The 23,073-nt window shown below is 63.6% G+C and carries 16 protein-coding genes and 1 tRNA gene; 13 read left to right on the forward strand and 4 right to left on the reverse strand.

All coding sequences use genetic code 11. The features are described from left to right. Window positions 1-106: 106 nt before the first annotated feature. From cysS to OKW45_RS19995, 6 genes are all read left to right on the forward strand, one after another. Window positions 107-1,504 (forward strand): cysteine--tRNA ligase, encoded by a 1,398-nt coding sequence (gene cysS, locus OKW45_RS19970; RefSeq protein WP_018417594.1) that lies wholly within the window; start codon window positions 107-109, stop codon window positions 1,502-1,504. Between the two features lie 47 nt (window positions 1,505-1,551). Beyond that, a complete protein-coding gene (locus OKW45_RS19975) occupies window positions 1,552-2,646 on the forward strand; it encodes a DNA-3-methyladenine glycosylase family protein (protein ID WP_429470637.1) in 1,095 nt (364 codons plus the stop codon). A gap of 128 nt (window positions 2,647-2,774) precedes the next feature. Next, window positions 2,775-3,746: an acetyl-CoA carboxylase carboxyltransferase subunit alpha gene (locus OKW45_RS19980; protein WP_013089750.1), complete on the forward strand. Its 972-nt coding sequence runs from the start codon at window positions 2,775-2,777 to the stop codon at window positions 3,744-3,746. 53 nt (window positions 3,747-3,799) lie between these two features. Beyond that, window positions 3,800-5,275 (forward strand): tRNA lysidine(34) synthetase TilS, encoded by a 1,476-nt coding sequence (tilS, locus tag OKW45_RS19985; protein WP_429470638.1) that lies wholly within the window; start codon window positions 3,800-3,802, stop codon window positions 5,273-5,275. A gap of 415 nt (window positions 5,276-5,690) precedes the next feature. Next, the gene (locus tag OKW45_RS19990; protein ID WP_090800687.1) at window positions 5,691-6,941 is read left to right on the forward strand and encodes an aspartate kinase; all 1,251 of its coding nucleotides are present in this window, start codon (window positions 5,691-5,693) and stop codon (window positions 6,939-6,941) included. 180 nt (window positions 6,942-7,121) lie between these two features. After that, window positions 7,122-7,215, forward strand: a tRNA-Ser gene (locus tag OKW45_RS19995). A 278-nt stretch (window positions 7,216-7,493) separates the two neighbouring features. Here the strand turns inward: OKW45_RS19995 and OKW45_RS20000 are convergent. The 3 genes from OKW45_RS20000 to OKW45_RS20010 form a co-directional block, all read right to left on the reverse strand. Then, window positions 7,494-8,678 (reverse strand): porin, encoded by a 1,185-nt coding sequence (locus OKW45_RS20000; protein WP_090800656.1) that lies wholly within the window; start codon window positions 8,676-8,678, stop codon window positions 7,494-7,496. A 61-nt stretch (window positions 8,679-8,739) separates the two neighbouring features. Beyond that, on the reverse strand, window positions 8,740-11,175 hold the full coding sequence (locus tag OKW45_RS20005) for a glycoside hydrolase family 31 protein (protein WP_429470639.1): 2,436 nt from the start codon (window positions 11,173-11,175) through the stop codon (window positions 8,740-8,742). Between the two features lie 19 nt (window positions 11,176-11,194). Continuing rightward, window positions 11,195-12,481 carry an MFS transporter gene (locus OKW45_RS20010; protein WP_429470641.1) on the reverse strand — a complete coding sequence of 429 codons (1,287 nt, stop codon included), beginning with the start codon at window positions 12,479-12,481 and terminating at the stop codon, window positions 11,195-11,197. A gap of 461 nt (window positions 12,482-12,942) precedes the next feature. Here OKW45_RS20010 and OKW45_RS20015 point away from each other — a divergent pair, with 461 nt between their 5' ends. From OKW45_RS20015 to OKW45_RS20040, 6 genes are all read left to right on the forward strand, one after another. Next, window positions 12,943-13,290 (forward strand): hypothetical protein, encoded by a 348-nt coding sequence (locus OKW45_RS20015; RefSeq protein WP_429470643.1) that lies wholly within the window; start codon window positions 12,943-12,945, stop codon window positions 13,288-13,290. A gap of 192 nt (window positions 13,291-13,482) precedes the next feature. Then, window positions 13,483-15,399 (forward strand): extracellular solute-binding protein, encoded by a 1,917-nt coding sequence (locus OKW45_RS20020; RefSeq protein ID WP_429470644.1) that lies wholly within the window; start codon window positions 13,483-13,485, stop codon window positions 15,397-15,399. Window positions 15,400-15,448: 49 nt separating this feature from the next. Then, window positions 15,449-16,486 carry a microcin C ABC transporter permease YejB gene (locus tag OKW45_RS20025; protein WP_013089745.1) on the forward strand — a complete coding sequence of 346 codons (1,038 nt, stop codon included), beginning with the start codon at window positions 15,449-15,451 and terminating at the stop codon, window positions 16,484-16,486. Then, a complete protein-coding gene (locus OKW45_RS20030; RefSeq protein WP_429470646.1) occupies window positions 16,486-17,592 on the forward strand; it encodes an ABC transporter permease in 1,107 nt (368 codons plus the stop codon). Before OKW45_RS20025 ends, OKW45_RS20030 begins: the two co-directional genes overlap by 1 nt. Then, entirely contained in the window at window positions 17,589-19,220 is a 1,632-nt protein-coding gene (locus OKW45_RS20035) for an ABC transporter ATP-binding protein (RefSeq protein WP_429470648.1), read from the forward strand. The genes OKW45_RS20030 and OKW45_RS20035 overlap by 4 nt, the downstream gene beginning before the upstream one ends. A 136-nt stretch (window positions 19,221-19,356) precedes the next feature. Further along, window positions 19,357-20,022 (forward strand): C40 family peptidase, encoded by a 666-nt coding sequence (locus tag OKW45_RS20040; protein ID WP_429470649.1) that lies wholly within the window; start codon window positions 19,357-19,359, stop codon window positions 20,020-20,022. Between the two features lie 114 nt (window positions 20,023-20,136). On the opposite strand, the gene OKW45_RS20045 is transcribed toward OKW45_RS20040, so the two are convergent. Beyond that, window positions 20,137-21,084, reverse strand: a complete 948-nt coding sequence (locus OKW45_RS20045) for a patatin-like phospholipase family protein (protein ID WP_429470651.1) — start codon at window positions 21,082-21,084, stop codon at window positions 20,137-20,139. A 474-nt stretch (window positions 21,085-21,558) separates the two neighbouring features. Between OKW45_RS20045 and gltX the strand changes: the two genes are divergently transcribed. Next, entirely contained in the window at window positions 21,559-22,968 is a 1,410-nt protein-coding gene (gene gltX / locus OKW45_RS20050) for a glutamate--tRNA ligase (protein WP_018417608.1), read from the forward strand. Window positions 22,969-23,073: the final 105 nt, after the last annotated feature.

The raw sequence follows: 23,073 nt of genomic DNA on the forward strand, positions 1-23,073 counted from the left end.
GCCGGTTTCAGCTGTATGCGATGCACCCCGTCATCCTGTTCGTTTCGCGGGTCGTGGCGCGCATGAAGCACAATGCGGACTTCTTTCGGCCCACGCACCGCTCTCTATGGAATCTCTGCGCATTTACAACACGCTCGCGCGTGACAAACAGACTTTCGTGCCGCTGCGCGAAGGTGTCGTGCGGATGTACGTCTGCGGGATGACCGTGTACGACTATTGTCACGTCGGTCATGCGCGCGTGATGGTCGTGTTCGACATCGTGCAGCGCTGGTTGCGTGCGCTTGGCTACAACGTGACCTACGTGCGCAACATTACCGATATCGACGACAAGATCATCAGGCGCGCAGTCGAGAACGGTGAAACCATCAAATCGCTGACCGATCGCTTCATCGCCGCGCTGCATGAAGACGCGGACGCGCTCGGCATCGAGCGTCCGGACATCGAGCCGCGCGCGACCGACTTCATTCCGCAGATGCTCGGCATGATCGAGACGCTCGAGAAAAACGGCTACGCCTACCAGGCGAGCGACGGCGACGTCAACTACGCGGTACGCAAATTCGCAGGCTACGGCAAGCTGTCGGGGAAGTCGCTCGAAGACCTGCGCGCAGGCGAACGCGTCGCGGCCAACGACGCGAAACAGGACCCGCTCGACTTCGTGCTGTGGAAGCAGGCGAAGCCCGAGGAACCGGCCGACACTGGCTGGGATTCGAAGTACGGGCGCGGTCGTCCCGGCTGGCACATCGAGTGCTCGGCGATGGGCTGCACGCTGCTCGGTGAACAGTTCGACATTCACGGTGGCGGCCAGGATCTGCAGTTTCCGCACCACGAAAACGAGATCGCGCAAAGTGAGGCCGCGACCGGACAAACATTCGTCAATTACTGGATGCACAACGGCTACGTACAGATCGACAATGAGAAGATGTCGAAGTCGTTGAACAATTTTTTTACGATTCGCGAAGTGCTCGCGCAGTACGATGCAGAGGTGGTGCGTTTCTTCATCGCGCGCGCGCATTACCGCTCGCCGTTGAACTACAGCGATGTACATATCGACGACGCGCGCAATGCACTCGCGCGTTTGTACACGGCGTTGAAAGACGTGACGCCCGATAGCGCCGTGCTCGACTGGAACGAAGCGTACGCGCAGCGTTTCCAGGCGGCAATGAACGACGACTTCAACACGCCGGTGGCCGTGTCGGTGCTGTTCGAGCTGGCCACCGAAGTGAACCGCACGTGCGACCCCGCGCTGGCCCGTCAATTGCGCGCGCTTGGCGCGGTGCTCGGGCTGCTCGGACGCGAACCGCGTGCATACCTGCAGCAGGCAGCGGGTGCTGCAGCCGAAGGCGCGCTCGAGCCCGCCGCGATCGAAGCGAAGATCGCCGCGCGTATCGCCGCCAAGCAGGCAAAGGACTATGCGGCAGCAGACCGGATCCGGGCCGAATTGCTCGATGCCGGCGTTGCCCTTGAAGACAAACCCGGCGGGTTGACCGAGTGGCGGCGCGTGTGAGCGCACCTCGTACTTCCCTCTGAACGACTCGCCAGGCAGGAGGCAGGATGGCAACGGCCACGAAGACGCCGGCTAAACGCGCGGCGTCTCAAACCAGTGCGGCAGCCGCGGCATCGGCTGCCGCAGCTCAGTCGACTCGTGCGAGCGGCGGCGCGGTAGACAAAGCACCCTCGAAAGCGGGCGGGGCGGCGGCGAAAGCCGACTCGGCCGCGGCAAAGAAGAGCGCGGCCAAACGCTTGCTCAATGGCGCAGGCACTGAAGCTGCACACGCGCCTGCGAAACGCGCGAAAACGGCGTCGCGTGCGAAGGGCAACGGTGCGTTGCCGGCCAAACTCGCGGCCGAACTCGCCGGCGACGTGCAGGAACTCGCGCGCGACACGAACGCGGGCGAAGTCGTGCGCAAGACGCGCGTATCGGCCACCTCGGCGAGCACGGCCAGCGCGGGCGGCGAAGCGGCCGGTGTCGCATCGCTCGCGAACGAAGTCGCGGTGCCGGTGCAGATCGGCGGTCTCGCGCCTGAAGTCACGCGTCCCGCGTACTGGGACAGGGCGTGCGCGGATCTCGTCAAGCGCGATCGCATTTTGAAGAAGCTGATTCCGAAGTTCGGCCCCGTGCATTTGCTGAGTCGTGGCGATCCTTTCGTCACGCTTGCGCGCTCGGTGGTCGGCCAGCAGATCTCGGTCGCGTCGGCGCAGGCCGTGTGGGCGAGGGTCGAAGTCGCGTGTCCGAAGCTCGTGCCGCAGCAGTTCATCAAGCTCGGTCTCGAGAAGCTGACCGCGTGCGGTTTGTCGAAACGCAAGGCCGAATACGTGCTCGATCTCGCGAGGCATTTCGTGTCGGGCGCGTTGCACGTCGGCAAGTGGACGTCGATGGACGACGAGGCGGTGATCGCCGAACTCACGCAGATTCGCGGCATCGGCCGCTGGACCGCGGAGATGTTCCTGATTTTCAACCTGTCGCGTCCCGACGTGCTACCGCTCGACGACCTCGGGCTGATCCGCGCGATCAGCGTCAACTATTTCAGCGGCGAACCCGTCACGCGCAGCGAAGCGCGCGAGGTTGCCGCGAATTGGGAGCCGTGGCGCACGGTGGCGACCTGGTACATGTGGCGTAGTCTCGATCCGTTACCGGTCGACTACTAAAGAAGAACAGGAAACGAAGCCGTTTCAAAGACTATCGCGTATATGATATCGATAGTTGAGAAATGGTTTTGACATCGGCGCACGCGGTTAGAATACGCGCTGCCCGGTAAGTCCAAGGATTACAACCAATGAAGACCACGTTTCTGGATTTCGAACAGCCGATCGCTGAACTCGAAGCGAAGATCGAAGAATTGCGCTTCGTGCAGGACGACTCGGCCGTCGATATTTCGGAAGAGATCGAGCGGCTGTCCAAGAAGAGCCAGCAGCTCACCAAAGATCTGTATGCGAACCTCACGCCGTGGCAGGTTTCGCAAATCGCCCGTCATCCGCAGCGTCCGTACACGTTCGACTACGTGAGCGAGCTGTTTACCGATTTCCATGAACTGCACGGCGACCGCAGCTTCGCCGACGATCTGTCGATCGTCGGCGGTCTCGCGCGGTTCAACGGCCAGGCGTGCATGGTGATCGGTCATCAGAAGGGCCGCGACACCAAGGAGCGCGCGCTGCGCAACTTCGGCATGCCGCGTCCGGAAGGCTATCGCAAGGCCGAGCGGCTGATGCGCCTCGCCGAGAAGTTCGGCCTGCCGATCTTCACGTTCATCGACACACCGGGCGCGTACCCGGGCATCGGCGCGGAAGAGCGCGGCCAGTCCGAGGCGATCGGCCGCAACCTGTATGTGATGGCCGAGCTGAAGACGCCACTGATCGCGACGATCATCGGCGAGGGCGGCTCGGGAGGCGCACTCGCTATCGCGGTGGGCGACAGCGTGCTGATGTTGCAGTTCTCGACCTACTCGGTGATCTCGCCGGAAGGCTGCGCATCGATCCTGTGGAAGAGCGCCGCCAAGGCACCGGAAGCGGCGGAGGCGCTGGGCCTGACCGCGCATCGTCTGAAGGCGCTCGGTCTGATCGACAAGATCGTCAACGAGCCTCTCGGTGGCGCGCATCGCGATCCGAAGGGCATGGCGGCGATGCTGCGCCGTGCGCTCGCCGATTCGCTGCGCCAGTTCCAGGGTATGAGCACCAACGACCTGCGCGAACGCCGTTTCGAACGGCTGATGGCGTACGGCAAATTCAAGGAAACGACGCCGGGCGCATAAGCCCGCGCGTTGGCCCGTCTCTTTCGTCCACCGGCGCTTTCCGCGCTAACGACGTGACCACCACCGCCGACTCATCCGCCGAGCGCCTCGTGATCGAGGCGCTCGGCGCCGCCCTGTCCGGGCTCGATTCGAACGCGCGCATTGCGGTCGCATTCAGCGGCGGCGTCGATTCGAGCGTGCTCCTCGATGCGGCGGTGCGCGTCGCGGGTGCGTCGCGCTGTATCGCGCTGCACGTGCATCATGGTTTGAGTCCACATGCCGATACGTGGCTCGCGCATTGCGAGGCTTTCGCGCGCGAACGTGGCGTCGAATTCGACGCGCGACGCGTGGATGTTTCGCGCGCGCCGGGCCTGAGCATCGAGGCCGCGGCACGCGACGCGCGTTATCGCGCGCTCGATGCGATGTGCGCGACGCACGGCATTAGCATGCTATGGCTCGCGCAGCATGCGGACGATCAGGCCGAGACCGTGCTGCTGCAACTGCTGCGCGGCGCGGGGCTCGCGGGTCTCGCGGCGATGGCGCCCGGCACGCTGCCGACAGGTGCGTCGACGACACGTGTGCGGCCGCTTTTGCATCTGCTGCGCGCGCAGCTCGAACACTATGCGAGCGCGCGCAAGCTGCGCTGGATCGACGACGAATCGAACGCGGACACGCGTTATGCGCGCAACGCCTTGCGTCATCAGGTGTTGCCGGTGCTCGCGGTGCACTTCCCGGGCTTTCGCGATGCGCTCGCGCGCACGGCCGCGCATGCGGCATCGGCGCAGCGATTGCTCGACACGCTCGCGCGCGCCGACATGGAAAGCGCGTCGCGCGATGAAGGACGCGCCCTCGCGCACGACGTGCTGCTCGCTCTCGACGACGATCGCGCGCTGAATCTGCTGCGTTACTGGATGCGTACGCTCGGCTTCGTCGCGGCATCGAGCGCGCGTGTCGCGGATGCGCTGCGGCAGTTGCGCGAAGTGGCTGCGGGGAAGGACGGACATCGGCTCCGCATCGATCATGCGGGGCATGCGTTGCGCAGCTATCGCGGCCTCGTCTACTGGGAAGCCGGAGATAGCAGCGAACCCGCCGACGAAACCGCGCTCGTCGAGCGCGAGATCAGTGAACTCGCGTGGCAAGGGCAAGAGATCTGGCATTTGCCGCAATGGCGCGGCACGTTTGTGTTCGCGATGGTGGATGCAGCCGCTGCTTCCGACGTAGCCGACGCAGCCCACGCGGCGCCACGTAACGAAGCATGCGGCATGGTTCCCGTCAGCGTCCTGCAACGAGCCTCTCTAAGCGTGCGGGCGCGCCGCGGCGGAGAACGCATGCGCATCGGTGTGCCGAACACGCCGAGCCGCACGCTGAAGAACCTGTTTCAGGAGCGCGGCATTCCCGCATGGAAGCGCGACGTGCCATTGCTTTACGTTGGCGATCAACTGCTGTTCGTGCCGCTGATCGGCGTGAATCGCGGGACCGTGCGCGACGCATCTCCGGAACGCGAAGCGTGCGTGAAAATCGTCTGGCGCGAGGATCTGCTGATTGCCTGAGCGCCGGCCGGACAGTTGCGCAAGCCGTGCGTGCCCATGTCGAAAGCGTGAAACAGGGCGCAAATCAGCGATAAAACAGGCCATTGCAGGCCTGATTCGACGCATTTGAGCGCTCGTTGCGTCTTGTCTTTTTGCGCCTAATCAGGTACGTTAACTTGTTTGCCCGACCCGATTTCGCCGTCGCTTTTGTCGCTATCGGTCGGTAGTGCCGGCAGGCGTGCGTGATCCGTCGTCGCCGCTCAATTCCGATCAGCCATTTGCGATTTCATCCCGGGCAAATCCGCGCGTGCTGCACGCGTGCTGCATCTACGCCGCCACACACTTTGCCGCCGTTCACGAGACGTTGCGCCCCTGTGCTTTCTGTGCGGTCGTCTCCAGCGCGCCAGCGCGGTTTCTCTTCCAGTTCAGAACGACAATGGCACTCATCGTACATAAATACGGCGGCACCTCGATGGGCTCGGTCGAGCGCATCAAGAACGTCGCCAGGCGCGTCGCGAAATGGCACAAGGCCGGCCATCAGATGGTCGTCGTGCCGTCGGCAATGTCCGGCGAAACCAATCGCCTGCTTGGCCTCGCGAAAGAAATCACGACTCAACCGAGCCCGCGTGAACTCGACATGATCGCCGCCACCGGCGAGCAGGTCAGCTCGGGTCTGCTCGCGATCGCGCTGCAGGAAGCCGGCGTCGAAGCAGTCAGCTACGCAGGCTGGCAGGTGCCGGTCAAGACCGATAGCGCGTTTACGAAAGCGCGCATCAGCGACATCGACGGCGAGCGCGTCATGCAAGACCTCGCAGCCGGCAAGGTGGTCGTGATCACCGGCTTCCAGGGCATTGACCCGGACGGCCACATCACGACGCTCGGCCGCGGCGGCTCGGACACGTCGGCGGTCGCGGTCGCGGCCGCGCTGAAGGCCGACGAGTGCCTGATCTACACGGACGTCGACGGTGTGTACACGACGGACCCGCGCGTCGTTGAAGAAGCGCGCCGGCTCGACCGCGTGACGTTCGAAGAAATGCTGGAAATGGCCAGCCTGGGTTCGAAGGTGCTGCAGATCCGCTCGGTGGAATTCGCCGGCAAATATCAGGTGAAGACGCGCGTGCTGTCGAGCCTGACCGATCCGCTGATGCCGCTCGACGAAGAAATGAAGTCGGGCACCCTGATTACTTTTGAAGAAGACGAGACCATGGAAAAAGCAGTCATCTCGGGCATCGCGTTCCAGCGCGACGAAGCTCGTATCGCCGTGATGGGCGTGCCCGACAAGCCGGGCATCGCGTATCAGATTCTCGGCCCGGTGGCGGACGCGAATATCGATGTCGACATGATCATCCAGAACCAGAGCGTCGAGGGCAAGACGGCATTCACGTTCACGGTTGGCCGCGGCGACTATGCGCGTGCAATGGAAATCCTCACCGGCACGGTAAAGGCGCACGTCCAGGCCGAGCAGGTGCTGGGCGACCCGAAGGTGTCGAAGGTGTCGGTGGTCGGCGTCGGGATGCGCTCGCACGTCGGCATCGCCAGCAAGATGTTCCGCACGCTGTCGGAAGAGGGCATCAACATTCAGATGATCTCGACCTCGGAAATCAAGATTTCGGTGTTGATCGACGAAAAGTACATGGAGCTCGCGGTACGCGCGCTGCATAAGGCCTTCGAACTCGATCAGGCATAAGTGGCGGTAAAAACGGGGTGCTCTAGAGCATCCCGTTTGTTTTGTGGCGTTCATGTGAATGAATTGCGTGATGAGACGCCACGTTGGCACAAAAAATGTTGGTCAGACATTGACCTTATCGGCCCGGCCCGCTATCATCTTGGCTTCGTCGCACTGACTCCCTGTGCGACAGAAAGTTTGGGAGACGTGGCCGAGAGGTCGAAGGCACTCCCCTGCTAAGGGAGCATCTGGGCCAAAACCTGGATCGAGGGTTCGAATCCCTCCGTCTCCGCCAGCAATGGTGGCGAAACCCCGCAGAGTCCAGGCTCTGCGGGGTTTTTGTTTTTCCGCGGCTTGATTTTGATCTCGCTCGATACTTCAGCGATGTCAGCGGCATTCCCAACCCTCCAGCATGTGACCACGTCCTACGTGAATATGCAGGTCTGCTGATCAATGCATGGCGCCGTTCGCCCAGACACGCTGGTCCGCAGAAAACCGCGCCAGATCCAGCGCGGCGCGCGCAAGGAGTCTGCATGACCGATCCCATCGTGCTGCTGACCGAGACCGCCTCGCTTAGAACGCGTGTCGCAACCCTACCATGCCGACGAACTGAGACGGACCCGATGACGGCGTCGTGTTCTGCGAGTCGCCGACCACCGCGACCGCGTCGGCGATGGTCACGCCGCTGCCCGACGAGATCAGCGACTTGCCGCCTGCATGCTGATAGGCCTCGAGCGCATACAGCGTGGTGCGGGTCGACAGGTTGTACGTTTGTTCGAGCGAGATCTGATGATAGTGTGCCGGATCGCTGATGCCGTTCGCCTTGCTTGCCTGGGTGAAGCTATAGCCGCCGCCGACCGTCACGCTCGGCGTGATCCGGTACGTCGCGATCGCGCCGTACGTGTTGAACACGGCCTTGTCGAAGAACAGCGAGCCGTGGCCCGGCGCGTACTGCACATTCGAGTAGTTGAGGCCAACCATCAGATCGTGCCACGTATAGCGACCCGCCGCGGCGAACAGTTGTGCGCTGCGCGCGCTGGCGTAACCGTTGTTGACCGGCGAGTTGATCGCGAAGCTGCCGAGCGCCGCGCTCGTCGAAATGTCCTTCAGCTTCACGTAGCCGGCTGCGAGCGACACGGGCTGGAAGTCATAACGCAGCGCTGCGCTGAACAGGCTGCCGTTCGCGACGCTGCCGGGCACGCCACCGAGACCATACTGCGCGCTTGCCTGCAGGCCCCCGATCGTCGGCGATAGGTAGGTTACCGAATTATTGAAGCGCAGCGTCGTGTCGAGGGCGTCGAGATCGCCGGGGTGCGCCCCGGTCGCGCCGGTCAGCACGCCGGTCGGTCCGAGCGCGCCGACCATCTGGAAGTAGGGTGTGTACTGGCGGCCGAGCGTCACCGTGCCGTAGCGGTCGTTCGCGAGGCCGACATAGGCCTGGCGATTGAACAGGTAGCCCGCGGTGCTTTGCGCGCCAGTCAGCGAATTGAAGCCGCTCTCAAGCCGGAAGATCGCCTTCGTCCCGCCGCCGAGATCTTCCGAGCCGAGGAAGCCGAACTTGCTCGCCTGCAGGTTGCCCTGGCTCATATAGAAATTCGAATGCCCTTTCTGGTTGCTGGCATAGGCGAACGCATTGTCGACGACGCCATACAGCGTGACGCTGCTTTGCGCCGATGCGCTGGTGGACAACGCGGTGCCCGCGAACGGCAGGCAGCAGAGGACGAACGCGCGGGTGCGCGCGCGCTGGTTTATTTTCATGATTGGGATGTCTCCAGACTGATGGGTCGGCCTGATCCCTCAGGCCGGTGCGGTGGGTTGTTCAGTGCGGCACCGAAATCGTCAGGCAGCGCCAGCCGTCCGCGGTGTGATCGGTGACGAGCGTGCCGTTAGCGCAGACGACCGCTCGTGTTTCGCGCATCGGCACGAATACGCGCACTTGAGGCTGCACGCGCGGCATCCATTGCGTACGCTCGAGCGTCACCCGCAAAGTGTTTGCGTCGCCCGTCAGCGTGACGTTCCAGCGGCCTTGCTCGCCGTTGCGCCAGGCTTCGGTCTCGCCGTCGTCCTCGATCGAGCCGCCTTGCGCGGTGCCCGCGTCGGAATACGGCACCGCGAGGAATGCGCGTTCGTCGGCAGGGCGGCCAAAATGCTGCTCGGCGATGTTGAGCGGAATCACGCTGCCTTCACGCAGCAGGAACACCGGCCGCTCGAACGGCGCGGGCAACGTGACGGTCTGGCCGCCGTCGAACGTTTCGCCGCTCCAGTACGACACCCAGCGCGAACCGGCCGGTAGGTACACGGCGCGCGTGCTCTGGCCCGGATCGACCACTGGCGCGACCAGCATCGACGAGCCGAGCATCATGTCGTCGCCATCGACGAGGCAGCCCGGATCATGCGGAAACTCCGCGAACAGCGGCCGCAGCACCGGCTCGTACGCGCTATGCGATTGCCACAGCAACTCGTAGAGATAAGGGATCAGGCGATAGCGCAGCTTGATCAGGTCTGCCACGTGCCGCGTGACTTCGGGATGCATCCATGGCTCGTTGACGGTGCCGTCGTCGTTCCACGAGTGAATCGAAAAGCGCGGCAGGAAGATGCCGAACCCGACCCAGCGCGCAAACAGCTCCGGCTCCGGCGCCGGACCCGAGAAGCCGCCGATGTCGTGACCGCTATTCGACACGCCCGACATCGCGAGCCCGAGACCCATCTTCAGATTGAAGCGCAGCGTTTCCCACGACGTGTAGTTGTCGCCCGACCACGTCTGTACATAGCGATGCATGCCGACGCCGCCCGAGCGCGACACGAGGAATGGGCGCCTGTCAGGCGCATGCTCGCGCTGCGCGTCGTGCGACGCGCGCATCATAAGCTGCGTCTGCAGCACCTTCGCCTGGTGTGCCGGATACGGCTTGCCGAAGCCGCGCGCGATCGCATGCGGCGACCAGATCTCGAACTCGTTGTTGTCGTTCCAGGTGGCCGCGATGCCGTATTTGAGCAGTGCGTCCTTCACGCGAGCTTTCCACCAGTCGATCGTCGCGGGATTCGTGAAGTCGAGGTACGCGCCGACTTCGTCCCAGAACTGCACCCATGCGGGCTCGCCATCGGGCGCTTCGATCAGCAGGCCGGCCTGGGCGACGTCGTCGAACGCCGGGTGGTCTTGCAGCAGACACGGCTTGATGTTCGCGCACAGACGCACGCCGTGATCGAGATAGCTCCGCACGAAGCCGTCGATGTCCGGAAACTTCTCGCGATTCCAGTTGAACACGTAGCGCTTAGGCCCGATCGACGTATAGCCTGACGACAGATGAAACGAATCGCACAGCATGTCGTGTTCGCGGCAGCGCTCGATGAATTCGCCCATCTGCTTTTGCGCGTCCGGCGCGTCGGTGTAGCTCATCGTCGAGCCCGAGTAGCCGAGGCCCCACTTCGGCATCCACGCGGGACGTCCGGTGAGCCACGTGAAGCGGCGCACCGCGTCGAGCGGCGAACCGGGCGACGCGATGAAGTAGTAGTCGAGATCGCCATGCTCGGCGATGAAGTGCCGATAGTGGCCGTGATAGTTGTCGAGCTCGCGGCCCATGTCGAAGCGGCAATCGGCGAGCGTGTCATAGAACAGGCCGAAACCCGTCGACGTCTGCGGCTGCCACGTCACGTAGAACGGGATGTGCTTATACAGCGGGTCCGTGGTGCGCGCGCTGTAGCCCATCGCGTCGATGTTGCGCATCTCGTAACTTTGCCGCGCGCGATCGAGCGAGCCGGCACGCTCGCCGAGGCCCACGTACATCTCGTCGCGGCGCCGCTCGACGTAGTGATAGACGCGCGAATCCCACCAGCCGAAGTTGTACGCCTGAGTCTTGCGATCGCTCATCACGCGATGCCACTTGCCTTCGTGCAGGATGTCCCAGGCGCAGGCGCCGCCTTCGAGCGCTACGCTCACGCGCACGCGCGCCGTTTCGATCACGATGTGACCGGCTGCTTCGTTCACCGTGAACGGCGGCGGCGTGAAGCCATTCAGGTCGCGGCGTTCGCGGCCTTCGAGCGGCACGTCGTCCATACCGGGCGCGATCGCCCACGTGCGCGGGCCGCGCGTTGCGCCGTCCGGCAGCACGAGCACGCGGATGATGTCATCGGCGAGCACGAACAGCTCTATGCGGCAATTCGGTTGCGCGCTTAGCACGACCGGGTTGGCCGCGGGGTTGCCAGCGTGAGGGGCGAGCGCGAAGCGCGGCGGATGTTTGAGATTGATCTGTGAACGCATGATGAGTCTTCGAGGGAGGTCAGGCAGCAGTGTTGACGCTCAGGTCGGCGCGGCGCGCGCGGCCGTGGCGCGGCACATCGCGCATCAGGATGATCAGCAGCGTCGCGCCGATGATGTCGAATGCGCCGAGCGCACCGAACAGCGGCGTGTAGCCGATCGAATCGGCGAGCGCGCCGACCATCAGCGAGAAGCCGAGGCCGCCGGTCCACGCGGCCATGCCCGCGAAGCCGGCGACGGTGCCGACTTCGCCCGGATCGAATACGTCGGCGGCGAGCGTGTTCACGAGCGCCGAGATCATCTGGTGCGCGAAGCCGCCGACGCAGAAGAGGGCAATGGCCTGGTAGGGCGACGCGACGAGACCGATCGATGCGGGCCCGATCATCATCAGCGCGCCGAGCACGACGCCCGAGATGCGCGACCAGATCAGCGGCACGCGAAAATGCTTCATCAGGAATGGCGACAGATAGCCGCCGAACAGACCGCCCAGGTCCGCGGCGAGAAACGGCAGCCACGCGAACATCGCGATCTGCTTCAGATCCATATGACGCTGCGTGGCGAGATAGAGCGGAATCCAGAAGCTGAACGTTTGCCACGCGGGCTCGGCGAAAAAGCGCGCTTGCGCGATCGCCCAGAAGCGGCGCGTGCGCAGCACTTCACGCACGCTCGCGCGGCGTGCCGCGGGCGGTGCCTGGCCTTCGGCGATCGCGGTGCGCTCGGCGTCGCTCACGCGCTTGTGCTCGGCGGGCGAGCGGTACAGCACGAACCATGCGGCGGCCCACACGAAGCCGAGCGCGCCAGTCACCGCGAACGCGCTCTGCCAGCCGTAGCGCAGCGACAGGAAAACGACGAGCGGCGGCGCGAGCAGCGAGCCGAGCGAGGTGCCGGCATTGAAATAGCCGACCGCGACGGATTTCTCGCGATCGGGAAACCATTCGGCGACGACCTTCATGCCGGCCGGAATCGCGACCGCTTCGGACAGGCCCATGAAGCCGCGCAGCGCCGCGAGCGAAAACCAGCTGCCCGCGAAACCGTGGAACACGCCGGTCAGCGACCACAGGCACGCGAACAGCGCGAAGCCGAGGCGCAGGCCGATCAGATCGATGATCAGGCCGCAGACGGGCTGCATCACCGTATAGCCCACCTGGAACGCGCCGACCACGTACGAGTACTGCCGCGTGTTCATGTGCAGCAGTTTCATCAGCTCGGGCGCCATCACGCCGAGCGCGTTGCGCGACAGATAGTTGACGATCGTCCCAACGCACACGAGGGCGATGATCCACCAGCGCAATCCCTTGATCGTTTTCAAAATCAGTCTCCGTGGCGCATTGAGCAGTTGCTTCCGATGCAGTGCTCAGGGATGCGCGAATTCGAACATTTGTTGGTTTTCGATGGAAGTCATCCTACCACTTGGAAGTGACCTGGATATCCGGGGAAACCATAGCTATTGCCGCGTTTTCCGTGATATACCGGGGACATTTTGATTTTTTTGCCCGGTCTCCCGATCAGTGATCGGATGACTTCGATGAATAATGTCGAAAAGATATGTTCTTTCGAACTTGAAAATGTTCGTTTTAGGATGTCGGCCAGGCCGCGAGCCGGCGCCCGCGCGGAGGGTGTTTTTTACCGCCGTCTGGCGTGTGTAACCAGACATTACGCCGCCGCCCGGCGAGGCGATTTTCAGCATCAGTTATTACAAAGTTGAAATACGCGCGTTGCTGCCTTGCGTTATATTTCCGCCAACAAAACATGTTCCTACAAAGGTGATCAATGAAGTCCGCTCGTCTTGTTCCGCTTGTGCTCGGAGTGTTGACGTTGGCTGCATCGGGTGCCGCGATGGCCGCGGGGCTCAACGTCGGGGTCAATATCGGCATTCCCGCGCCGGTCTACGTCGCACCGGCGCCGGTCTACGCACCGCCACCGCCTCCGCCGCCGCCCGTCGTCTATCAGCCGGCTCCCGTGTACTACGGCGGTCCGCAAATCGTGATCGGCTGGCATGGCGACCGTTACTGGGACGGCCGTCGCTACTGGGCGCGCGACGACTGGTATCGCCACCATCCGCCGGGCCACGGCGGCTATACGCGCGGCCATTACGACCAGCATCGCGGCTGGCACTGAGTCGCCACTGCGTCGGCGCTGAAGCGCGCCAACCGGCCGCAGCGATGACAGAACCGCCCTTGGAGGGCGGTTTTGTTTTTTGTGCTGAAACATCCGTCGCTGACGCATTTCGTCGAAGTCGCCCGCCAGATCGCGCAAGCTAATTGGGTAGAATCCCCCACATCGCTACTGCCCACTTACCAGCACGACTCCATGACAACTGGCTCGCGACGGGTTCAAACGCCTGAGGGACTTCGACACAGCGTGATCCACGGACCCTTCCGCGCCGCGCTCGCCATCGCGCTTCTGTGCGCGAGTCTGCTCGTCGCGCCGCACGCGCATGCCGCGCATGCGATCGCGCAATACGGCGAGCCCAAATATCCGGCCGGCTTCAAGCACTTCGACTACGTCAATCCTGATGCGCCGAAAGGCGGCACGCTCGTGCTCGCGAACCCGAGCCGTCTAACGAGCTTCGACAAGTTCAACCCGTTCACTCTGCGTGGAAATGCGGCGCCCGGCCTCGAATTGATGTTCGAGAGCCTGACGATCGGCAGCAGCGACGAAGTCGCGTCCGCCTACGGGCTGCTCGCCGACGACATCGTCGTCGCGCCCGACGGCCTGTCGGTCACGTTCCGCATCAATCCGCGCGCGCGCTTTTCGAACGGCGACCCTGTGACCGCCGACGACGTCAAGTTCTCTCTCGACACGCTGAAGAGCCCGCAGGCCGCGCCGCAGTTCGCATCGCTTTTCAGCGAGATCAAGCGCGCGGTCGTCGTCGATCCGGCCACGGTGCGCTTCGAGTTTCGCGAGCGCAATCGCGAGTTGCCGCTGCTCGCGGGCAGCATGCCGGTGTTCTCGCGCAAGTGGGGGATGAAGCCCGACGGCAGCCGCGTTCCGTTCGACCAGCTCGCATTCGAAAAGCCAATCGGCAGCGGGCCGTATCTGATCGACAGCTACGACAACGGCCGCACGATCACGTTCAAACGCGACCCGCACTATTGGGGCGCCGATTTGCCGGTGCGCGTCGGCATGAACAACTTCGATCGCCTCGTCTACAAGCTGTATGCCGATAGCACCGCGCGGCTCGAGGCGTTCAAGGCTGGCGAGTACGACGCGCTGGTCGAATACATCGCGCGCAACTGGGTGCGGCGCGACGTCGGCAAGAAGTTCGACAGTGGCGAGTTGATCAAGCGCGAGTTTGCGCAGCACAACGGCACCGGCATGCAGGGCTTTTTCCTGAACACGCGCCGGCCGCTGTTCCAGGACGTGCGGGTGCGCAAGGCGCTCGATCTCGCGCTCGACTTTCAGTGGCTGAACCGCCAGCTGTTTTTCAGCCAGTACACGCGCATCGACAGCTATTTTGCCAACACCGAATGGCAGGCGAAGGGGCTGCCTTCACCGGGCGAGCTCGCGCTGCTGGAGCCGTTTCGCGCCCAACTCGACCCGGCGGTATTCGGGCCGCCGCCGAAGCAGCCCGATACCGATCCGCCCGGCTCGCTGCGCGCGAATCTGCTGCAGGCGCGCGATCTGCTGCAGCAGGCCGGCTGGACCTATCGTGACGGCGCGCTGCGCAACGCGAAGGGCGAGCCGTTCCAGTTCGAGATACTCGACGACTCGGGTTCGGCCTCGTCGATGGAGCCGATCATCGCGACCTTCACGCGCAATCTGCAAAAGCTCGGCATTACCGCGAACTTCCGCACCACCGACTTCGCGGTCTATCAGAAGCGGCTCGACGCATTCGACTTCGACGTGACGACGATTCGCATGCCCGACGTGCAGGTGCCGGGCTCCGAGCAGATCACCCGCTTCGGCAGCAAGGCCGCCGATACGCCCGGCTCGGACAACGCGATCGGCTTGAAGTCGCCGGCCGTCGACGCGGTGTTGAACGCGCTCGTGCATGCGCAAACGCGCGAGCAACTGACCGATGCCGCGCACGCGCTCGACCGTCTGCTGACGCATGGCTACTATGTGGTGCCGCACTGGTATAGCGGCACGCATCGCGTCGCGTTCAAGCGCGGGCTCGCGTGGCCGAAGACTTTGCCGCTGTACTATGGCGCGGAGGGCTGGATCACGACGATGTGGTGGTACGAGGACCCGCAGGCGCGCACGCCCACGGGCAGCGCCGACTGATTCGCCGATCCATCGCCCCCACCAACGCGTTCGCACTGGAACACCGCCTATGTGGAGCTACATCCTCAAACGCCTGCTGCTGATGATCCCGACGCTGCTCGGCGTGCTGACGCTGACCTTCGTCGTGATCCAGTTTGTGCCGGGCGGCCCCGTCGAGCAGATGCAGCACGAACTGCGCAAGGGCGCGGAGGGCGCCTCGCCGTTCGGGCTGCGCTCGCATAGCGGCGTCGATGCGCAACAGATCGCGCAACTGAAGCAGCTGTACGGCTTCGACAAACCGCCACTCGAACGCTATGTGCTGATGCTCAAGCGCTTCGCGACCTTCGATCTCGGCCAGAGCTATTTCCGTCATCAAAGCGTGTGGTCGCTGATCGTGTCGAAGCTGCCGGTGTCGATCAGCATCGGCCTGTGGACGTTCTTTCTCACCTATCTGATATCGGTGCCGCTCGGCATCGCGAAGGCGGTGCGCAACGGCTCGCACTTCGATATCGCGACGAGCCTCGTCGTGCTGGTCGGCTACGCGATTCCGGGCTTCGTGCTTGGCGTGCTGCTGCTCGTGCTGTTCGGCGGCGGCACGTTCCTGCAGCTGTTTCCGCTGCGCAACCTCACTTCCGACAACTGGGACCAGTTGAGCCTCGTCGGCAAGATCCTCGACTATCTATGGCATATCACGCTGCCGATCACGGCGTCGGTGGTGGGCAGCTTCGCGGTCGTCACGATGCTGACAAAAAACGCGTTCCTCGACGAAATCCGCAAGCAGTACGTGCTGACCGCGCGTGCCAAAGGTTTGTCCGAGCGGCGAGTGTTGTGGAAGCACGTGTTTCGCAATGCGCTGCTGCCGCTGATCGTCAATTTTCCGGGCGCGTTCATCGGCGCGTTCTTCACCGGCAGCCTGCTGATCGAAACGCTGTTCTCGCTCGACGGGCTCGGGTTGCTGTCGTATGAATCGGTGATGCGGCGGGACTATCCGGTCGTGCTCGGCACGTTGTATCTGTTCACGCTGATCGGCCTCGTCACGCGGCTGATCTCCGACCTTTGCTATGTGTGGGTCGATCCCCGCATCCAATTCGAACAACTGGAGCGCTGATGAATCGAGCCCGCCTTTCCGCCGACGCGGCGGCGCGTACCGAACCCGCGCGCGCACTGATGTCGCCGTCGCCGGCGCGTCGCGTGTGGCAGCGTTTTCGCCAGCAGCGTCTCGGCTACTGGAGCCTGATCATCTTCGTCGTCGCGTTCGCGGCGAGCCTCGTGGGGCCGCTGTGGTCGAACGACAAGCCGGTCGTCGTGCGCTACGACGGCCATCTGTATTTCCCGCTCGTCAAGACCTACGCCGAGACCACCTTCGGTGGCGACTTCCCCACGCCGACCGATTATCTCGATCCGTACATCCGTCACCGCTTCGATGCGCCGGGCAACTTCGCGCTGTATCCGCCGAATCATTACTACTACGACACGCTCAATTACTTTTCGAAGGCGCCCAACCCGGCGCCACCGTCGCGCGAGAACTGGCTCGGCACCGACGACCGTGGCCGCGATCTGTTCGCGCGTCTGCTGTACGGCTTCGGCGTGTCCGTCGTGTTCGGCCTCGTGCTGACCGTGATCAGCACGATCGTCGGCATCGTCGCGGGGGCAGTGCAAGGTTACTTCGGAGGGCGAACGGATATCGTCGGGCAGCGTCTGATCGAGATCTGGAACGCGATGCCGCAGCTCTATCTGCTGATCATCTTTTCATCGATCTTCGAGCGCAGCTTCGCTCTTTTGATCGTGCTGCTGTCGCTGTTCAACTGGATCGGCCTGTCCGACTACGTGCGCGCCGAGTTCCTGCGCAATCGCCAGCAGGACTATGTGCGCGCCGCGCGCGCGATGGGCTTGTCCCATTGGCAGATCATGTGGCGTCACGTGTTGCCGAACAGTCTGACGCCGGTCATTACGTTCCTGCCGTTCAGCATGAGCAGCGCGATTCTCGCGCTGACGAGTCTCGACTTCCTCGGCCTCGGCGTGCCGCCGCCGACGCCGAGCCTGGGCGAACTGCTCGCTCAGGGCAAGGCGAATCTCGACGCGTGGTGGATCTCGGTGTCGACCTTCGGCGTGCTGGTGGCGATGCTGCTGCTATTGACCTTCATGGGCGACGCGCTGCGCAACGCGCTCGACACGCGTATCTCCGATGCGATACACGCCGGAGGTGGTCAATGAGCGCGCTGCCGCAAATCGATCCGCAGTCGACGGACGCGCCGCTGCTCGAACTCGACCATCTGCGCGTCGCGTTCGGCGACACGGTGGCCGTCGACGACGTCACGCTCGCGATCGCGCGCGGTGAACGCGTCGCGCTCGTCGGCGAGTCGGGCTCGGGCAAGAGCGTGACCGCGCTGTCGGTGCTGCGCCTGCTGAACGACGCGCAGGTGAGCGGGGCGATCCGCTTCGATGGCGAAGATCTGCTCGCGAAGAGCGAGCGTGCGATGCGTGGCCTGCGCGGCTCGGACATCGCGATGATCTTCCAGGAACCGATGACCGCGCTCAATCCGCTGTATACGATCGGCGACCAGATTGCGGAAACGATCGTCGTGCATGACGGCGTCAGCGCGACCGAAGCGTGCAGGCGGGCGGTCGCGCTGCTCGCGCGCACCGGCATCACCGAGCCGGAGAAGCGCATCAACAGCTACCCGCATCAGCTGTCGGGCGGGCAGCGGCAGCGCGCGATGATCGCGATGGCACTCGCCTGCCGGCCGCGCCTGTTGCTCGCCGATGAGCCGACCACCGCGCTCGACGTGACGATTCGCGCGCAAATCGTCGAGCTTCTGCTGGAACTGCAGCGCGACGAAGCACAAAAGCGCGGCACGGCCGTGCTGCTGATCACGCACGACCTGAACCTCGTGCGTCACTTCGCGCAGCGCGTCGCGGTGATGGAGCGAGGCGTGCTGGTCGAAACCGGCACGGTCGAGCAGGTGTTCGAGGCGCCGCGCCATCCGTATACCCAGCGACTGCTCGCGAGCCGGCCGCAGCGCGAGGTCGTGCCGGTGCTGCCGATCTCGCCGGTGCTGCTCGAAGCGCGCGACGTGGTGGTCGACTTCAGAACGAAACTGCCCGGCCTGCGTGGCTGGTTCGGCGCGGGGCGGTTTCGCGCGGTCGACGCGGCGAACGTGTCGGTGCGCCAGGGCGAGACGCTCGGGATCGTCGGTGAATCGGGATCGGGCAAGTCGACGCTCGCGATGGCACTGCTCGGTCTGCAGCGCACCGCGCGTGGCGAGATCCAGTTTCAGGGCAGGGCGCTCGCGAGCTATCGCGGCGCCGAAAAGACCGCACTGCGCTCGAATATGCAGGTCGTCTTTCAAGACCCTTTTAGTTCGCTTTCGCCGCGGCAGACGATCGAGCGGATCGTCGGCGAGGGGCTCGCGCTGCATCGTCCGCAGATGACTCCGCAGGCGCGGCGCGACAAGGTCGTTGCGGTGCTGCGCGAAGTCGGCATCGACCGGACCGCGCTGTATCGCTATCCGCATGAATTTTCGGGCGGGCAGCGGCAGCGCATCGCGATCGCGCGCGCGCTGGTACTCGAGCCGCGCGTGCTGATCCTCGACGAACCGACCAGCGCGCTCGACGTCTCGATCCAGCAGCAGGTGCTCAAGCTGCTCACCGGTTTGCAGCACAAATACAACCTCGGCTTCGTGTTCATCAGTCACGACCTGGAAGTGATCGGGGCGATGGCGCACCGAGTCTTGGTGATGCAGAACGGATCGATCGTCGAAACCGGCGAAGTCGAGAAAATTTTTGCTGCCCCCGCGCATCCTTACACGCGAAAGCTACTGAAAGCGGCGCTGGATCGTTGATTTTTCACCCTTTCCCCAATTGAGTGCGCCCGTCGATTGATTTTTCCTATTCCTTTTGACACGCAAATACTTACTGGCTAGTATCGAGCAAACTTTTTTTCTAGACCCCTGATTTTTTGGCAAAAACTACCGACCAATGCAGCACAGAAACTTCACCCAGGCTTGCACGCGCGTCGTCGCCGGGATGTTCATTGGCGTCTTGATGGCAGCAGCTCCCGGCGCATTCGCCGACGAAGTCAGCGGTTTTAATCAGAATGCCCCATATCCGGCCACCAACGGCTCGGATCCTCTTTTTCTTCTCACTCCGCAAACCAAGGCCGCCGGCAGCGAAAGCGGCAGCGCCAAATCGTTCCTTTCGGGCATGGCCGGCAAAGCGGGCGACGTGGTGGTCGGCGCGTTGAACATGATCGGCGTTCGCTACCGTTGGGGCGGCAATACGCCTGATTCGGGGCTCGATTGCAGCGGTTTCGTGCGCTACGTGTTTCAGGACACGCTCGGTCTCGCGCTGCCGCGCCGTGCCGAGGAAATGAGCCGCTTGGGCGAGAAGGTGCGGGTAAGCGACCTGAAGCCGGGCGATCTGGTGTTCTTCAATACGATGCGCCGCACGTTCTCGCACGTCGGCATCTATATCGGCGACAATAAGTTCGTGCACTCGCCGTCCACCGGCAGCACGATCCGCGTCGACGACATGGATGACGGCTACTGGGAAAAACGCTTTACGGGTGCGCGTCGGATCGAGACCTCGTATCAGGCCGACGATCTGCGCAAGCGCGTGACCGCGACGATCGGCGGGAATAACTGATTCCGCGTTGCGCCGGGGCGATAAAAAAGCCTGCTTCGTTCGAAGCAGGCTTTTTGCGTTTGATGCGCGCATTTTTGCCATGGCGACGCACAGCGACTGTGCGCCAACGGGCTTTCAGGCTCCCATCTGCCGCGCGGCTAGCTTGCGCTGCAACTCCGGCATCATCTTCGCGACCGCTTCCTCGCCGGCGAGAATCGCGGCGTTGCGCTGTGAGAAATCGCTGCCGCTCATTGCCGCGAGATTCGGCCGGATCACCACGTCGGCGTACTTGTCGAGTTCGTAGACCTTGATCGTCTGGCCCATGATCGTGAAGGTTTGCATCAACACGTCGAACGAGCTTGCCGTGACGCCGGTTTCCGGTCGCTGGGAAATATCGACGGCGATCACGAAATCCGCGCCCATCTTGCGCGCGAACGACGCCGGTACCGGACTCACGAGACCCCCATCCACGTACTCGTGACCGCCGATCTTCACCGGCTCGAAAATCGACGGCACGCTACACGACGCGCGCACCGCGATGCCGGTGTTGCCGCGCTGGAACAGGATCGGCTGGCCGGTTTGCAGATCTGTCGCGACCACGCCGAGCGGCCTCGCCATCTTCTCGATCGGGCGGTTGTTCAGCGTCGTGTTCAGGTAGTTCTGCAGCGCGACGCCCTGCAGGAAGCCGCGCGTACGAAACGGCATCGCCCAGTCGCTGATCGACGCTTCGTCCATCGACAGCGCGAGCTTGTTCAGCGCGAAGCCGTTCATGCCCGACGCGTACAGCGCGCCGACGACGGAGCCGGCGCTCGTGCCGGCGATCAGGTCGATCTGGATATTGCGCGCCTCGAGAGCCTTGATGACGCCGATGTGCGCAAAGCCGCGCGCGGCGCCGCCGCCGAGAGCGAGCGCGACGCGAACCGGCTTCTGTTGCGCTTTTTCAGGCGGCGGGGGAACGGCGGGCGTCGCGGTGATCGGCGTACCATCGAGTTTGCCGGCGGTCGTGGTGCAGGCAGCAAGCACCGCGGATGCAGCCGCCAGCGAAAAGCTGCGGCGGCTCAAGTTCGGGGATGAGGGTTTCAACGAGTTCTCCAGCAACGGCGCGGGCGACGCGAGCGGCGTCGCGCGTACCGCGATCAGGCTGAGGTCAGACCGGGCGGATCGCCGACGGCGATTGCGCGCGCTGCAGCGGTGTTCGCTCCGGATCGGATCGATGTGCGGTAAGCCCGCATCGCAGCGCGCGCACATCTTAATGCAAACGATCGGCTCGCGCGGTCCGCTGTAATGAAACGTTGCAGAGGAAGTATTCGGAACTGACGCGGCGCTTTTTCAAGATGAGTTGGGCGAGCGTTGGGAAGGTGCGTACGCAGATGTCCGGACGCCGTTCGCCCATGCGCCATAGGCCGTTCGGACGAGGGCGGCAACCCGCGTGCGGAAGGTATAATTCGGCTCTTGCACTTATTCCCTCGTGGCCGTGCGCGACGTCGCGCGCAGCATGGGCACGCTTCGCAGTCATGTTCGCCTGAGCGCCGGCGCCTGTTTTCCGAGTAACCGCTAATGACCACCTCCGTTCGTACCCGTTTCGCACCGAGTCCCACCGGCTTCATCCACCTGGGCAACATCCGCTCCGCGCTGTATCCGTGGGCGTTCGCGCGCAAGATGAAAGGGACCTTCGTGCTGCGGGTCGAGGACACCGACCTCGAGCGCTCCACGACCGAATCCGTCGACGCGATTCTCGAAGGCATGGCGTGGCTCGGCCTCGATTTCGACGAAGGCCCGTTCTACCAGATGCAGCGCATGGACCGGTACCGCGAAGTGCTGAAGCAAATGCGGGAGGCGGGGCTTGTCTATCCGTGCTACATGTCGACCGAAGAGCTCGACGCGCTGCGCGAGCGCCAGCGCGAAGCAGGCGAAAAGCCGCGCTACGACGGCACGTGGCGCCCGGAGCCGGGCAAGGTGCTGCCGGAGCCGCCCGTGGGCGTGAAGCCGGTGCTAAGGTTTCGCAATCCGCTGACCGGCGTGGTCGCGTGGGACGACGCGGTGAAAGGCCGCATCGAAATCTCGAACGAAGAACTCGACGACCTCGTGATCGCGCGTCCAGACGGCACGCCGACGTATAACTTCTGCGTCGTCGTCGACGATCTCGACATGCGCATCACTCACGTGATTCGTGGCGACGACCACGTCAACAACACGCCGCGCCAGATCAACATACTGCGCGCGCTCGGTGGCGAGCCGCCGGTGTATGCACACCTGCCGACCGTGCTGAACGAGCAGGGCGAGAAGATGAGCAAGCGCCACGGCGCGATGAGCGTGATGGGTTATCGCGATGCGGGGTATCTGCCGGAAGCGGTAGTCAACTATCTGGCGCGCCTCGGCTGGTCGCATGGTGACGCGGAGATTTTCACGCGCGAGCAGTTCGTCGAGTGGTTCGATCTCGAGCACCTCGGCAAGTCGCCGGCGCAGTACGACCATGACAAGCTGAACTGGCTCAACGCGCACTACATCAAGGAAGCCGACAACGCACGCCTCGCCGAACTGGCGAAACCGTTCTTCGCGGAGCTCGGCATCGAGGAAGCCACACTCGCCCAAGGTCCGGACCTGACGGGCGTGGTGGGACTGATGAAGGATCGGGCGTCGACCGTGAAGGAGATCGCGCAGAACGCCGCGATGTTCTATCGCACCCCGGCACCCGACGCTGAGTTGCTTGCACAGCACGTAACCGATGCGGTTCGTCCGGCGCTCGCTGATCTGGCCGCTGCATTGAAGACGGTCGAATGGACCAAGGAGACGATCGCTGCCGCGCTGAAAGCGACGCTCGGCACGCACAAGCTGAAGATGCCGCAGCTCGCGATGCCGGTGCGTCTGCTGGTGGCGGGTGCGACGCATACACCGTCGATCGATAGCGTGCTGATGCTGTTCGGTCGCGACGTCGTCGTTAGCCGCATCGAAAAAGCGCTTGGCTAATCCGTTGGCGGCGTGCGTCAGAGGTTTCGCATGCCGCCGGAAAAATCCGCATGTAATTGCTCAAAGGGTATTTACAAAGCGCAGATCGCCCTCTAGAATCTCGTT

Origin of the sequence: Paraburkholderia lebeckiae (genome assembly GCF_050436225.1) — a bacterium.
GTDB classification, from domain to species: Bacteria; Pseudomonadota; Gammaproteobacteria; order Burkholderiales; family Burkholderiaceae; genus Paraburkholderia; species Paraburkholderia tuberum.